Here is a 13552-nt window from a genome sequence, read left to right as displayed (position 1 = left end):
GCAATATCGCACGATCATAATCTGCGAATGCGAAGCTTATCTTTCAATCGCGGGCAGGGCTCTGCCATGGGGGTCAAGCTCACGACCCTGCTGTTGTGGGCGGCAGCTGCGGGCGTGACCGTCTTCTGGGGGCTGCGTTTTGCCGGCGGCTCCGAGGCGCAGATGCCGCCGCCGCCTGCGGTCCAGCCCGTGCAGGTCAATGCGCAGGCCATGGCCAAGGCCTTGGGGGCAGAGGCCCTGCCGGCGGCGCCCGCTGCCGCGCCCGTGGTCAGTCGCTATGCCTTGCTGGGCGTGCTGGCCGGGCATGACTCGGGCGGCGGCGCGGCCGTGATCACCGTGGCCGGCAAACCCGCCAAGGCTTTCCGCGTGGGAGAGTCCGTGGAAGAGGGCGTGGTGCTGCAATCCCTGGCCGCACGCGAAGCGCGCCTGGGCCCGACCGGCGGTCCCGCGGCCATGGTGCTGCAACTGCCCAAGCCGCCGATGGCGGCCTTCCGCTGATTCAGCCTATTGGCAGCTGCAGCCATTGCCCGTAGGCGGGCGCGGGCAGCGTCCAGTCATGGCTTTGCGGCAGCTGCGGGCCGTGCAGCAACAGCCATTGCATGCAGCGCGCCACGCCCGCATGGCAGATCCACACCACCTGGGAGCTGTCGCAGCTGCGGGCATCGTCCAGTGCCTGCGCCACGCGGGCCAGCATCCGGGCCAGCGATTCCCCGCCGCCGGGCGCATGCAGGGCCAGGTTCCGGGTCCAGTCGTCGACGGCGCTGGCGCCGATCTCGTCCCAGAGCCGGCCTTCCCAACGGCCGAAGTCCATTTCCAGCAGGCGTGCATCCGGTGTGGCCATGAAATCGGGTTCAAGCCTTTGAAGATCCTGCGCCAGCTGCTTGCATCTCTGTAGCGGCGAGTGCCAGAGGCTCAGATCGCCGCGCCAGGGCTGCAGCGCTCGCTGCAGAGCCTGTGCGGCCTGCAGGCTCGCCTCAGCGTCGGCCCGAACGTCCAGGCGGCCGTAGCAGCGCCCAGCCTCGATCAGGGGGCGCGCATGGCGCACCAGCCACAGCGTCTTCACAGGATCTGCCGCACGGCAAAGGCCGAGGCCAGGAGTATGGCCAGCTCGTTGAGCTGCTGGCAGGCGCCCAGGCAGTCGCCCGTCATGCCGCCCAGGCGCTTGCGCAACCAGCGTTGCAGCAGCCAGGTGGTGAGCGCGCAGCCCAGCAGAATCTTGAGAATCAAGGCCGCCGTGCCCAGCCACCAGAGCAGGGCCAGCGCCGGCAGGCACCAGAGCGCGCCCGTGAGCAGCCCCTGCCAGTCCAGCTGCCGGCCCGCCACGTTCAGGGTCTTGCTGGTGGCCGCCAGTCCCACATGGGGCAGGTTGCGCATCAGAACCAAAGGCGCAAAGCGCGAGAGCACATGCGCGCTGCACAGCAGAACCATCATGGGAACCGGTCCCCAGAATGGCGTGACGCCGGCCATCAGCAGGGCAATCAGCGCTATCTTGGTCAGCAGCACCATGACCAGCGTCATCACGCCATAGGCACCGAGGCGGGAGTCCTTCATGATCTCCAGCGCGCGCTCGGCCGGCACCAAGCCGCCCAGGCCGTCGGCCACATCGGCCAGGCCGTCTTCGTGAAAACCGCCGGTCAGCCACAGCGTGCCCGCGGTGCTGATCACGGCGGCCAGCAGCACCGTCCAGGGGTTGGAGGGTGCCAGCCACTGCGTCAAGCCGAGCAGCAGCGCCGCCCACAGTCCTACCAGCCAGCCCACGCCCGGCAGGTGGGCGGCGCTGGCGCGCTGCAGTTCGGGGCTCCAGCCCACCCAGGCTGCCAGCCGCCCGGTGACGGGAATGCGACTGAAGAACTGCACGGCCAGCAGAAAGTGGCGCAGGGCTTGCATGGGGTCCGCTCAGTTATCCAAGGCCAAGCCCAGGCGCGCGGCGGCTCAGGGAAGAGGTCATTTCAGGAACAGCTGGTAGGCCGGATTGCTGGTCTCTTCCACCCAGGGGTAGCCCAGGTTCTTGAGGAAGGCCTCGAACTTCTTGCTGTCCTTGGCCGGCACCTGCATGCCGACCAGGATGCGGCCGTAGTCCGCGCCCTGGTTGCGGTAGTGGAACAGCGAGATGTTCCAGGTGGGCGCCATCAGGCTCAGGAACTTGAACAGCGCACCCGGACGCTCGGGGAAGACAAAGCGCAGCAGGCGCTCGTCCTGGGCCAGCGGCGAATGGCCGCCCACCATATGGCGCAGATGTTCCTTGGCCATCTCGTCCATGGTCAGGTCTATGGCGTCGAAGCCGTTCTTCTGGAAGTTCTTGGTGATCTTTTCGGATTCACCCTTGGCCGCGGTGGTCAGGCCCACGAACACATGGGCCTTGTCTTCGTGGCTGATGCGGTAGTTGAACTCGGTCACGCTGCGCGGGCCGCCGGGCAGCTTGCCCACCACCTCGCAGAAATGCTTGAAGCTGCCGCGCTCTTCGGGGATGGTCACGGCAAACAGGGCTTCGCGCTCCTCGCCGACCTCGGCGCGCTCGGCCACGAAGCGCAGGCGGTCGAAGTTCATATTCGCGCCGCAGAGGATGGCGGCGTAGGTCTCGCCCTTGGTCTTGTGCTTGGCCACATATTGTTTGATGGCGGCCACGGCCAGTGCACCCGAGGGCTCGACGATGGAGCGGGTGTCGACAAAGATGTCCTTGATGGCCGCGCAGACGGCGTCGGTGTCCACCACCACATAGTCGTCCACCAGCTCCCTGGCGATGCGGAAGGTTTCCTCTCCGACCAGCTTCACGGCCGTGCCGTCGGCAAACAGGCCCACATCGGGCAGCTCCACGCGCTGGCCCGCGGTGACGGACTGCAGCATGGCGTCCGAATCCTTGGTGTGCACGCCGATCACCTTGATGTCGGGGCGCACGGCCTTGATGTAATTGGCCACGCCGCTGATCAGGCCGCCGCCGCCGATGGCGACAAATACGGCATCGAGGCGCGGGCTGCCGAGCTTTTGCAGCTGGCGCAGCATTTCCATGGCAATCGTGCCCTGGCCGGCGATTACATCAGGATCGTCGAAGGGGTGGACAAAGGTCAGGCTCTCGGTCTTTTGCAGCTTGACCGCGTGCTTATAGGCATCGGAATAGCTTTCGCCGGCCAGCACCACCTCGCCGCCCAGAGCGGCCACGGCGTCGATCTTGACCTGGGGCGTGGTCGTGGGCATCACGATCACGGCGCGGCAGCCCAGCTTTTTGGCCCCCAGGGCCACGCCCTGGGCATGGTTGCCTGCGGAGGCACAGATCACGCCTTTTTGCAACTGCTCGGCCGTGAGATTGGCCATCTTGTTGTAGGCGCCGCGCAGTTTGAAGCTGAACACCGGCTGCTGGTCCTCGCGCTTCAAAAGCACTTTGTTGTGCAGGCGGCGGCTGAGGTTCTTGGCAGGCTCCAGGTCGGACTCCACGGCCACGTCGTAGACGCGGGCGTTGAGGATGCGGGTCAGATAGTCGGCGGGGGTAAGTGCTTGGGACATGGGCAAAGAGTGCAGGGCAGTCGCTGGGCGCCCAAGCGTGGCACAGTGTTTGTGATGATCGGGCGCGGGAAATCCAATGGACTTGCGCCAGGCGAGAGGCAAGCCTCTCCATCAGGGAAGGGGCTTGCCCGGGCCGAATTTGCGCAAGTCGTGTTCAAACATCATAGGCGCTTGCCTGCTGCGCTGCTGTGCAGGTTCAAGAGGGACGGCGTGTCTGTCCGCGAAGCGCAGAAACCGGAAGGCAAAAAAAAGCCCCAAGCCGTGAAGCTGGGGGCTGAATCCACCATTAGAGGAGGTGGAGGAGACAATCGGTGCGATACAGATCAGGATCTTCCATGAATCTGCAGTCTATCTGAGGGTTTGACCTCGCAGTTAACGCTTGAGTTGTATTGTATGGACTTTTGTTTTTGCAGTGCACAAAAGATTCGGGTTTTTCTGGATTTGATGCAAAATTGCAACAGTTTCAAGAGGAGGCAGCAATGGAATGCACGGTAAGTTGGACGGGCGCAACCACGGGGATGCGCTCGGGCATGGGTTTTGTGGCGGAGACTGGCAGCGGTCATGTGCTCAACATGGACGGCGCTCCGGATGAAAAGAATCCGGCCAACGGCGGCCGCAACCAGGCGCCGCGCCCCATGGAAATGCTGCTGGCCGGTGCCGGTGGCTGCACCGCCTACGACGTGGTGCTGATCCTCAAGCGCGGCCGCCATGAGGTCCAGGGCTGCAGCGTCCAGCTCACTTCCGAGCGCGCGGAGACCGACCCCAAGGTCTTCACCAAGATACATATGCAGTTCACCGTCAGCGGCAAGAACCTGCCTCAGGCCGCCGTGGAGCGCGCCATCGCCATGAGCCATGACAAATATTGCTCGGCCACCATCATGCTGGGCAAGACGGCCGAGATCACCACCGGCTTCGAGATCGTTGAAGCCTGAGGCGAGTCTGGTTTGGCAGGGGGGGCTTCACTCAGCGCCTCCCCAGCCCAAGGCCCAGAGAGGGGCTGCGCCGCCTGGCAGCGAGGGCGACCTCCCTGGGGGAAGAGGCGCAGCGCCTCGGGGGGGGTCACACCTTGTGGGCCGTGATAGTCATTACCTTGGCGGCAAGGCGCATCAAGCCCTGGGCAATCGGGGGCAGCTGCATTGCCCCTTCATCAATGGCGGCGGCAGCGTGGCGCTCTTCATCCTCCTTCATGCGCTTCACCACGGCGCGCGAGGCTTCGTCCTCGTCGGGCAAACGGCCCAAATGGCTTTCCAGATGGGCAGAAACCTGGTTTTCGGTTTCGACCACAAAGCCTAGGCTGGCGGCATCGCTGAACTTCGCGGCGATTGTGCCGATCGCGAAAGCACCCGCAAACCAGAGCGGATTCAGCAGCGACGGACGATCGCCCAGAGCGTGAAGCCGCTCGCGCGTCCATGCCAGGTGGTCCATCTCCTCGCGCGCGGCCTGCAGCAGGTGCTCGCGCAGCTCCATGTCCTTGGTCACCATGGCCTGAGCGTTGTAGAGTGCCTGCGCGCAGACCTCGCCGACATGGTTGACGCGCATCAGGGCGCCCGAGAGCTTGCGTTGTTCATCACTTAGATCCGCTTCGGCAATGCCGGCCGCCGGCGAGCGTTCGGCGGCGATTGGGTCGGCAAACAGGGTGCGAAGAGCTGCATCGGCAGCGGTCAGTAACTTGTCCATGGCTAAAACAGCAGTGCGGCGCCCGGGAATGCGCCAATGCCCGTAAGGTACACCAGAGTGCCTCTCCCGCAGCTTGCGCTGGGGCAATGCTAGGTTGGAACCCCTAGGTGGGGACCCCATGATGCGCTGCGGTAGTTTGTTGCGGTAGTGCAACGAAAAAGTGGCGAATCGGCCGGTTTTGGGTGAATTCCTTTGCGCTGGGTGCGGGGGTCTGGTGCAATAGACCCAACTTCCCCACCAGGAGGTTGGCGCGGGAAACCGGTGGAGCTCGAGGCTCAAGTCTCTCTCCCATAGAACCGGCGCCCTTCTAAACCTTGGAGTAACTCGTAATGAAAAAATCTCTGATTGCCCTGGCAGTGCTGGCCGCTTCCGGCGCCGCAATGGCTCAATCTTCCGTGACCCTGTTCGGTATCGTTGATACCGGTATCGGCTATGTGAACCACTCTATCGATGCCAAGGGCAATGACACTGGTAGCCGTTATGGCGTTGGCACCAGCGGCAACGCTACCAGCCGTCTGGGCCTGCGTGGCACCGAAGACCTGGGTGGCGGTCTGAAGGCTGGCTTCTGGCTGGAAGGTGAAGTGTTCGGCGACGACGGCAATGCTTCGGGCCTGAACTTCAAGCGCGAATCCACCGTGCGTCTGTCCGGCAACTTCGGTGAAGTTCGCCTGGGTCGTGAAACCACCCCCACTTTCCGTACTTCCCTGAAGTATGACGTGTTCGGCGCTACCGGTATCGGCCAGTTCATGGGCTACCGCGACTGGGCTGGCAACAAGATTGCTGACAGCGATGGCATCCGTGCTAACAACATGGTGTCCTACTCTTCGCCCAACTTCAACGGCTTCACTGCCAACATCAGCTACGCTTTCGACGAGAAGGCTGCTACTTTTGCAGGTAACAACAAGATCGGTCGTTACGTCGGTGGTAACGTTGGCTACGACAACGGCCCTCTGAGCGTGACTCTGGCCTATGGCACCATCAAGTCTGCTGCCAATTTCGGCGCTCTGGGTAGCGACTCCGCTGACCGCGACGAAGTCGAACTGGGTGCTTCCTACAACTTCGGCGTTGCTAAGCTGACTGGCTTGGCTCAGCAAGTGAAGTACAAGGCTGACAACGTCGGCGCCAGCGGCAAGTTCAACAACTACATGATCGGCGTGTCCGCTCCTGTGGGTGGCGTGGGCGAAGTCAAGGCTCAGTACGCTTACTACGACCAGAAGGGCTTCAACACCAAGGCTCAACAACTGTCGCTGGGCTATGTGCACAACCTGTCCAAGCGTACAGCTCTGTACGGTACTGTTGCTTTCATGAAGAACAACGGCGCAAACGACAATTCCCTGGGTTCCAACCTGGGCCTGCAAGCCAAGGGCGTGTACAAGGACGCCGTTGCATACGGTCAGAACCAAACCGGCGTGCAAGTTGGTATCCGCCACGCTTTCTAATCAATTGCTGGCGTAAGCCAGTGACTGTTTAAAAGCAAAAAAGGCCTGTCGAAAGACAGGCCTTTTTGTTTGGCAGGGGTTAAGCCTTAAAGGGTGATTGCTGAGGGGTGATTGCTAAGAGGGAAAGGCCTGTGTTGCGCTTGCGCCAATGCGCACGCAGTTGCGGGGGGCATTTCTAGAATGAAATTTCCACCAACCAACTATTAGCAAGAGAGACAACGCAATGGCTTCTTCATTTGTGAAAACCACGATTGCATTCGCTGTTCTGGGAGGAATGGCTTCGCTGGCATCGGCGCAGAGCAGCAGCGTGCAGCTGTATGGCATCGTGGATGCGGCGATCCGGCATACGAATAATGAAGGTCCTACCAAGAGTGGTCTGACCAAGATGATTGGTGGCGGCATGTCCCAAAGCCGCTGGGGCATCAATGTCACCGAGGATCTGGGTGGCGGGCTGTCTGCGATCGCCAACCTGGAAAACCGTTTCACCACAGACGATGGGGTGACGCCTGCACCGGGGCTCACATATTTCGCCCAATCGTGGGTGGGCCTGCGCAGCAAGAGCTTTGGCCAGGTCACCATGGGACGCCAGTACAACGTCCTGTTTGATCTGGTGACGAGCTCCTATGCCTCGTTCCCGTATTCTCCCTATATGGAGGCGTACAAGCCCGAGCTCGGCATGGCCATGGGCGCGCGCGCCAACAATATGCTGAAGTATGTTGCCGAGTTCGGTCCCGTGCGCGCGGGTTTGCAGTATTCCTTTGACGAGGGCAATACCGTCTCCAAGAAGGGCGCGGGGGTGGATTTGTCACCCGGTGCGGCTCTGAAAACCGCGGGCGGTTACCTGCGTTATTCGGATCAGGGTATTTCCGCGGGTGCTGCTTATCTGAACACGAGTTTGCCGGGTGGGACCAAGGTTGATGCCTGGACTCTGGGTGGTTCGTATCGTACAGGCCCCTGGTATCTGATGGCCGGCTATGCCGTCAACAAGCGCAAGGATTTGCAGGGTGGCCCCGTCAATAATGCGGTGGATATTGGTGTTCTTAACTCATTCTGGACCGGCGCCTCAAATGGTGGCTTCGTGGCTGGAAGCACTCCTCTGAATGCCGCCAACAAGCGGGAAATGTTCAAGATCGGCTTTGGCTATCAGATCACACCTCAGCTGAATGCCGGTCTGCATTACTACCACGCCAAGCAGAGGGGCTCGGCAACCGGTGATTTCAACGGCAAGGCCGATTTCATCGTGGCCGTCGCCGACTATGCGTTCTCCAAGCGCACCGACGCCTATTTCGGTGTTGATCACACAAAAGTCAAGGGTGGGGTGCTGGATGGCACCAATGGCGCCACCTCGCGTACCGGCATCACTGTCGGCCTGCGTCACCGCTTCTAAGCCAAGTCCTCAAATAAGAAGCCAGCCAATTATTGGGCTGGTTTTTTTATGTACTGAGCGGCATGTGCAAAGCAGCTGAATGTGAAAAAGGCCGCAAATGCGGCCTTTTTCTTGGTGCGGAACTGGAGGGTTCGAAACCCTCCAGTCAGCAGCGGAGCAATTACATGCCCATGCCGCCCATGCCGCCCATGCCGCCCATGTCGGGCATGGCAGGTGCTGCGTCAGCCTTGGGGGCTTCGGCAATCATGCACTCGGTGGTCAGCAGCAGGGAAGCCACGGAAGCGGCATTCTGCAGTGCGGTGCGGGTCACCTTGGTGGGATCCAGGATACCCATTTCCAGCATGTCGCCGTAGGTGTCGTTGGCGGCGTTGAAGCCGAAGTTGCCTTGGCCCTTGAGCACGGAATCCACAACCACCGAAGGCTCGCCACCGGCGTTGGCCACGATTTCGCGCAGAGGAGCTTCCACGGCCTTCAGCACCAGCTTGATGCCGGCGTCTTGCTCGGCATTGCCGGTAGCCAGAGCGCCCACGGCTTGCTTGGCGCGCAGCAGAGCCACGCCGCCGCCGGCCACGATGCCTTCTTCCACGGCAGCACGGGTGGCGTGCAGGGCGTCTTCCACGCGGGCCTTCTTTTCCTTCATTTCGACTTCGGTGGCAGCGCCCACCTTGATCACGGCCACGCCGCCGGCCAGCTTGGCCACGCGCTCTTGCAGCTTTTCGCGGTCGTAGTCGGAAGTGGCTTCTTCGATCTGGATGCGGATCTGCTTCACGCGGGCTTCGATTTCGTCAGCCTTGCCAGCACCGTCGATGATGGTGGTGTTTTCCTTGCCGATTTCGACGCGGGCAGCCTGGCCCAGGTCTTCCAGGGTCACCTTGTCCAGCGACAGGCCCACTTCTTCGGCGATCACCTTGCCGCCAGTCAGGATGGCGATGTCTTCCAGCATGGCCTTGCGGCGGTCGCCGAAGCCAGGAGCCTTCACGGCCACAACCTTCAGGATGCCGCGGATGGTGTTGACCACCAGGGTTGCCAGGGCTTCACCTTCGACGTCTTCGGCAATGATCAGCAGGGGACGGCCGGCCTTGGCCACGGCTTCCAGCGTGGGCAGCAGGTCGCGGATGTTGCTGATCTTCTTGTCGAACAGCAGCACGAAGGGATTGTCCAGCAGGGCAACTTGCTTTTCGGGATTGTTGATGAAGTAGGGCGACAGGTAGCCGCGGTCGAATTGCATGCCTTCCACGACATCCAGTTCGTTGGCCAGGCTCTTGCCTTCTTCAACCGTGATCACGCCTTCCTTGCCGACCTTGTCCATGGCCTGGGCGATGATCTCGCCCACGTCGGAGTCGGAGTTGGCGGAGATCGTGCCCACTTGAGCGATTTCCTTGGAGGTGGTCGTGGCCTTGGATTGCTTCTTCAGCTCTTCCACCAGGGCGGCGACAGCCTTGTCGATGCCGCGCTTCAGATCCATGGGGTTCAGGCCGGCGGCCACGTACTTGGAGCCTTCGCGCACGATGGCTTGCGCCAGCACGGTGGCGGTGGTGGTGCCGTCACCGGCGATGTCGTTGGTCTTGGAGGCCACTTCCTTCACGAGCTGAGCGCCCATGTTCTGCAGCTTGTCCTTCAGTTCCACTTCCTTGGCTACGGACACGCCGTCCTTGGTCACGGTGGGGGCGCCGAACGAGCGCTCCAGCACCACGTTGCGGCCCTTGGGGCCCAGGGTAACCTTGACCGCATTGGCCAGGATGTTCACGCCTTCAACCATGCGTGCACGTGCTTCACCGCCGAAAACTACGTCTTTTGCTGCCATTTTTGGCTCCTAAAGAATTGGGTTCAAATTAACTGCCAACGCTTATTAAGCAATCGTCAGCAGCTATGAAGATGAGAGGTGTTCGGGAAGGATTACTTCTCGACGACTGCGAACAGGTCGTCTTCCTTCATGACCAGCAGCTCGTCGCCGTTGATCTTCACGGTCTGGCCAGAGTATTTGCCGAACAGAACGCGGTCGCCGACCTTCACGTTCAGAGCGATCAGCTCGCCCTTGTCATTGCGCTTGCCGGGACCCACGGCAAGCACTTCGCCTTGGTCAGGCTTCTCGGTGGCAGCATCAGGGAGCACGATGCCCGAGGCTGTCTTGGTTTCGTTTTCGAGGCGCTTGACGATCACGCGATCGTGCAGGGGACGCAGGTTCATACCAACTCCTAAATACATCAACAAAGTTGAAACAAGACTTGCCAGCCATCCTGGCCGACATTCGGAACATGTGGGGCAAAGCTGTTAGCACTCAACCCCCTCGAGTGCTAATAATAAGGCAATTTTTTCCGCTTTCAAGAGCCTGCCCTGGAGGATCTCAGGACAAGCAGACCAGAGGCTCGGGATTACCCCGGGCGCTTCCTAACATGTTTTTACAAACAGGCCCGGGTTTTGCTCAGCCAAGGCATGCTTCAGAAAAACACCACAGCCCCGGCGGAGCGCACCCAAGCTGCGCTGCAGACAGACGCCTTCGTCCCCCATATGCGCCAGGTGGTGCGCTGCGAGAGTTCGCTACAGGAGCTCAATCTGATGTGGCGGCTCATAGAGTCTTCGGCCAAGATGAACTGCCCGCAGGAAGCCCAGGCGCTGCTGCCCATGATGGCGGCCACGCGCGCCGGCTTCGAGCAGTTGGAGCAGGATCTGGTGCAGTCCATGGTCGCGCAGGCGGTGACGGGAGTCACGGCGGGCTTGGCCAGCCAGGCCCAGCACATCATCGACACCCTGGTGCGCAATCTTTACGAGCGCACCGCTGACGTGGGCTTTCTTGCCACGGATGCTGTGCTGTGTCGCTTTGTCTCGGGGCTGGACGCCGATGCGGCACCGATCAGACAGCGTCTGCAAGCCTATCGGAGCAAGTACACGGTCTATGAGGAAATCCTGCTGCTGGACCGCGAGGGGCAGGTGCTGGCCGGCACGCGGGAGATGGACGCTGCGCGTTCTCGCCAATGCAATGACGAGTTCGTGGCGCGGGCCTTGCAGAGTCAGAGCTATGTTCAGGTCTTTGGCGCCTCCGATGTGCAGCCGGATCGGCGCAGTGCACTGATTTATGCGCAACGCATGCTGAACCCCGTGACCGGGCAGCCGGCCGGAGTGCTGTGCCTGTGCTTCGACTTTGACGGCGAGATGCAGGGCATCTGGAGCCAGCGGCATGCCGCTGCAGCCCAGGGCGCTCAGGAAGCGGAGTCCAGCATCGCGCTGCTGCTGGATGAGCAGGGCTGCGTGCTGGCCAGCAGCGATGTGCACTGGATTGGTGTCGGCTCGCGGGTATCGCCTCACCAGCCTGGTGCGGGGGCGTTGCAAATCCATGGAGGGCGCACATATCTGGTGCAAGCAGCGCTGGCCGCAGCCTATCAGGGCTACCCGGGTCCCCGGGGTTGGCGAGCCCAGCTCATGGTGCCGCTGGATCTGGCCTTCGGCGAGCGCGCGCAATCGGGCCTGCAAGGCCTGGATGCGGGCGTCGCCCAGGGCCTGCTGGCCCATGCGCAGAAGTTCTGCCCGCCGCTGCATGCGATTCACAGCGCCGCAGACACCATACGCCGCGTGGTCTGGAACGGCCAGGTCATGACGGCGGGCAAGCAAAGCGAGAGCAGTCGTTTGCAAGCCGTGCTCGAGCAGATCGGGGAAACCGGTGCGCGCACCAACGAGGTGTTCACACAGTCCATAGCTTCGCTCTACGGCACGGTGCTGGCGACGTCACTGAGCGACAACCGCCTTCTCACAGGTTTGCTGGTGGATTTGCTGGACCGCAATCTCTATGAACGCGCCAATGACTGCCGTTGGTGGGCGCTGACGCCGCAATTGCCGGCTCTGCTGGAAAGCCTGGAGGCCGGCGACGCCGCGGACGAGCAAAGGACGCAGGTCTGCGATCTGCTGACTGCGATCCATGATCTGTATACGGTGTATCGGCAGATCGTGGTCTATGACCGCCGCGGGCGCATTGTCGCTGTCAGTCTGCGCGATCCGGCCGGTCCGGACGGCAGGCCTCAGGTCTTGATCGGCCGCCACATAGAGCCAGACAGCCTGTCCAGGGTGCTGGATCTGCAGGGTGCACAGTCCTACTGTGTCTCGCCCTGGCGCCACTGCGCCTTGCATGATGATGCCGAACCCACCTATGTCTACCATGCGGCGATTCGCGCTCGGCACGGCGCGGTGCTGGGCGGCATCGGGCTGGTGTTTCACGCGCAGCGTGAATTCCAGTCCATGCTGCAGGGAGTGCTCGGAGCGCAGACCGGCGCAGCCATCTCTAGGCAGGTTGCGTATCTGAATCGGGATGGGCTTGTCATGTCCTCGTCGACTGCGTCATGGCCTCCGGGGTACAGGATGGCGCTGCCGGCGGACATGCTGGCCCTGGAGCCCGGCCAGAGCGCGGCTCGCGCCATGGTGCACGAGGGCCAGTACTGCGTGGTGGCCGTGACAGCGGGCAGCGGCTACCGCGAGTTCAAGCGCAGCGACGGTTATCGTGAAGAGGTGCTGGCGGTTGCGGTCCAGGCCTTCGGTCCGGTGCAGGACGACGCCCTGGCCGCGGTCTGGCGTCGCAATACCCGGGTGCAGGCCGCTCAGCCCCAGCATCAGGGCCGCGAAATGGCCACGTTTTTTGTGGGCCGCAGCGTGCTCGCGGTCGATGCCGCCTGCGTGCTGGAGGCGCAGAGCGCGGCGGCCATTGCTCCGGTATCGGCGGGGCGCTTGCCTCACTGCGTGGGAACTCTGGCGCGGCATGACCAGGGGGAGGTTGCGGGCTATGTCTGGGTGTTCGATCTAGGAGGCCTGCTCTACGGCCAGCCCGTGGCCAGAACGCAGCAAAGCCAGGTACTGGTGCTGCAGCATGCAGGGCTCAAGCTTGGTGTGCTGGTCAGCGATTTGCAGGGAGTCGCACGGTTTGCGCCGCAGCAGCTTTTGCCCGCTCCGGCCCTGGCCCATGCGGCCGGGCAACTGGTGGACAGGCTGATCAAGGCCAATGGCGGGGATTTGCTGATCCAGTGCCTGGATGTGGCGGCGTTGGTGCAGCGGCTGCAGGCGCCGGCCGCCGAGTCCGTTGCTTACTGAACGGGAAAGGGGTTGCTGGCATCGCGCGGAGCGCTGTACTCCACAGGAGTTTCCACCTTGATCTCATACTGGCTGCGGTCCTTGCCTTCGATCCACTTCGGGGGCTTGCCGCGGCCCGTCCAGGTGGCACCGCTCTCTGGATCGTAATACCTGGCTTCGACCTTTTTCTTCTCCTCGGGCTTCCAGGGGAAGACCTGCTGGGCGGTAAAGCCGAAAGTGGCGATCAATTGCTTGACGGTGGCCAAGGCTTCCTTGGCTTCGGTGTGACGCGCTTCTTCGATGCGTTTGTCCAGCGCATTTTTTTGAGCGATGAGTTCTTGGTAGCTAGGCATCCAGGGATTCCAGAAAGAGGGTGAAAGGTCAGTTTTATCGCTGCCTTCATCAGTTGTTTTTGCCAAACCGTTCATTCTGACTTAAGCCGGAATGCGCCGCATTGTTGATGTTGCGTACTGGTGACTTAACCAGGGGTGTGCAGCAATTT

At 62.0% G+C, this 13552-nt stretch carries 12 protein-coding genes; 5 read left to right on the top strand and 7 right to left on the bottom strand.

The genetic code is table 11. From position 1 onward, the window contains the following. The first annotated feature begins 27 nt into the window (after positions 1–27). Positions 28–498, top strand: a complete 471-nt coding sequence (locus tag AB6724_RS14705; protein ID WP_369339274.1) for a type II secretion system protein N — start codon at positions 28–30, stop codon at positions 496–498. Position 499: 1 nt separating this feature from the next. Here AB6724_RS14705 and AB6724_RS14700 read toward each other — a convergent pair whose 3' ends face one another. The 3 genes from AB6724_RS14700 to ilvA are packed head-to-tail and all read right to left on the bottom strand — an operon-like array spanning position 500 to position 3498. Next, positions 500–1063: a histidine phosphatase family protein gene (locus tag AB6724_RS14700; protein WP_369339273.1), complete on the bottom strand. Its 564-nt coding sequence runs from the start codon at positions 1061–1063 to the stop codon at positions 500–502. Beyond that, a complete protein-coding gene (locus tag AB6724_RS14695) occupies positions 1060–1887 on the bottom strand; it encodes an adenosylcobinamide-GDP ribazoletransferase (protein ID WP_369339272.1) in 828 nt (275 codons plus the stop codon). The genes AB6724_RS14700 and AB6724_RS14695 overlap by 4 nt, the downstream gene beginning before the upstream one ends. A 57-nt stretch (positions 1888–1944) precedes the next feature. After that, on the bottom strand, positions 1945–3498 hold the full coding sequence (ilvA, locus tag AB6724_RS14690; protein WP_369339271.1) for a threonine ammonia-lyase, biosynthetic: 1554 nt from the start codon (positions 3496–3498) through the stop codon (positions 1945–1947). A gap of 479 nt (positions 3499–3977) precedes the next feature. Here ilvA and AB6724_RS14685 point away from each other — a divergent pair, with 479 nt between their 5' ends. Next, the gene (locus AB6724_RS14685) at positions 3978–4430 is read left to right on the top strand and encodes an OsmC family protein (RefSeq protein WP_369339270.1); all 453 of its coding nucleotides are present in this window, start codon (positions 3978–3980) and stop codon (positions 4428–4430) included. A 127-nt stretch (positions 4431–4557) separates the two neighbouring features. Here AB6724_RS14685 and coq7 read toward each other — a convergent pair whose 3' ends face one another. Beyond that, on the bottom strand, positions 4558–5175 hold the full coding sequence (coq7, locus tag AB6724_RS14680; protein ID WP_369339269.1) for a 2-polyprenyl-3-methyl-6-methoxy-1,4-benzoquinone monooxygenase: 618 nt from the start codon (positions 5173–5175) through the stop codon (positions 4558–4560). Between the two features lie 329 nt (positions 5176–5504). Here coq7 and AB6724_RS14675 point away from each other — a divergent pair, with 329 nt between their 5' ends. Together AB6724_RS14675 and AB6724_RS14670 are read left to right on the top strand one after the other, a co-directional pair. Further along, a complete protein-coding gene (locus tag AB6724_RS14675; RefSeq protein ID WP_369339268.1) occupies positions 5505–6614 on the top strand; it encodes a porin in 1110 nt (369 codons plus the stop codon). 223 nt (positions 6615–6837) lie between these two features. After that, positions 6838–8001 carry a porin gene (locus AB6724_RS14670; protein WP_369339267.1) on the top strand — a complete coding sequence of 388 codons (1164 nt, stop codon included), beginning with the start codon at positions 6838–6840 and terminating at the stop codon, positions 7999–8001. 160 nt (positions 8002–8161) lie between these two features. On the opposite strand, the gene groL is transcribed toward AB6724_RS14670, so the two are convergent. Both groL and groES read right to left on the bottom strand, forming a co-directional pair. Further along, entirely contained in the window at positions 8162–9805 is a 1644-nt protein-coding gene (gene groL / locus AB6724_RS14665) for a chaperonin GroEL (RefSeq protein WP_369339266.1), read from the bottom strand. Between the two features lie 92 nt (positions 9806–9897). Beyond that, the gene (groES, locus tag AB6724_RS14660) at positions 9898–10188 is read right to left on the bottom strand and encodes a co-chaperone GroES (protein ID WP_294259619.1); all 291 of its coding nucleotides are present in this window, start codon (positions 10186–10188) and stop codon (positions 9898–9900) included. Between the two features lie 246 nt (positions 10189–10434). Between groES and AB6724_RS14655 the strand changes: the two genes are divergently transcribed. Next, positions 10435–13071, top strand: coding sequence for a chemotaxis protein CheW (locus AB6724_RS14655; protein WP_369339265.1), 2637 nt, complete (start codon positions 10435–10437; stop codon positions 13069–13071). On the opposite strand, the gene AB6724_RS14650 is transcribed toward AB6724_RS14655, so the two are convergent. Then, positions 13065–13403 (bottom strand): H-NS histone family protein, encoded by a 339-nt coding sequence (locus tag AB6724_RS14650; protein ID WP_369339264.1) that lies wholly within the window; start codon positions 13401–13403, stop codon positions 13065–13067. The genes AB6724_RS14655 and AB6724_RS14650 overlap by 7 nt on opposite strands. Positions 13404–13552: the final 149 nt, after the last annotated feature.

The sequence above is a fragment of the Comamonas guangdongensis genome (assembly GCF_041079535.1).
Lineage (GTDB): Bacteria > Pseudomonadota > Gammaproteobacteria > Burkholderiales > Burkholderiaceae_C > Comamonas > Comamonas guangdongensis.
The sequence above is the reverse complement of the archived record's forward strand: the minus strand, read 5'-3'. Positions and strand labels throughout refer to the sequence as shown.

Bases quoted from the DNA above. Each gene is read 5' to 3' on its own strand.
- coq7 (WP_369339269.1), bottom strand. From the start codon at position 5,175: ATGGACAAGTTACTGACCGCTGCCGATGCAGCTCTTCGCACCCTGTTT.
- groES (WP_294259619.1), bottom strand. From the start codon at position 10,188: ATGAACCTGCGTCCCCTGCACGATCGCGTGATCGTCAAGCGCCTCGAA.
- AB6724_RS14685 (WP_369339270.1), top strand. From the start codon at position 3,978: ATGGAATGCACGGTAAGTTGGACGGGCGCAACCACGGGGATGCGCTCG.
- AB6724_RS14675 (WP_369339268.1), top strand. From the start codon at position 5,505: ATGAAAAAATCTCTGATTGCCCTGGCAGTGCTGGCCGCTTCCGGCGCC.
- AB6724_RS14650 (WP_369339264.1), bottom strand. From the start codon at position 13,403: ATGCCTAGCTACCAAGAACTCATCGCTCAAAAAAATGCGCTGGACAAA.
- AB6724_RS14695 (WP_369339272.1), bottom strand. From the start codon at position 1,887: ATGCAAGCCCTGCGCCACTTTCTGCTGGCCGTGCAGTTCTTCAGTCGC.
- groL (WP_369339266.1), bottom strand. From the start codon at position 9,805: ATGGCAGCAAAAGACGTAGTTTTCGGCGGTGAAGCACGTGCACGCATG.
- AB6724_RS14655 (WP_369339265.1), top strand. From the start codon at position 10,435: ATGCTTCAGAAAAACACCACAGCCCCGGCGGAGCGCACCCAAGCTGCG.
- ilvA (WP_369339271.1), bottom strand. From the start codon at position 3,498: ATGTCCCAAGCACTTACCCCCGCCGACTATCTGACCCGCATCCTCAAC.
- AB6724_RS14670 (WP_369339267.1), top strand. From the start codon at position 6,838: ATGGCTTCTTCATTTGTGAAAACCACGATTGCATTCGCTGTTCTGGGA.
- AB6724_RS14705 (WP_369339274.1), top strand. From the start codon at position 28: ATGCGAAGCTTATCTTTCAATCGCGGGCAGGGCTCTGCCATGGGGGTC.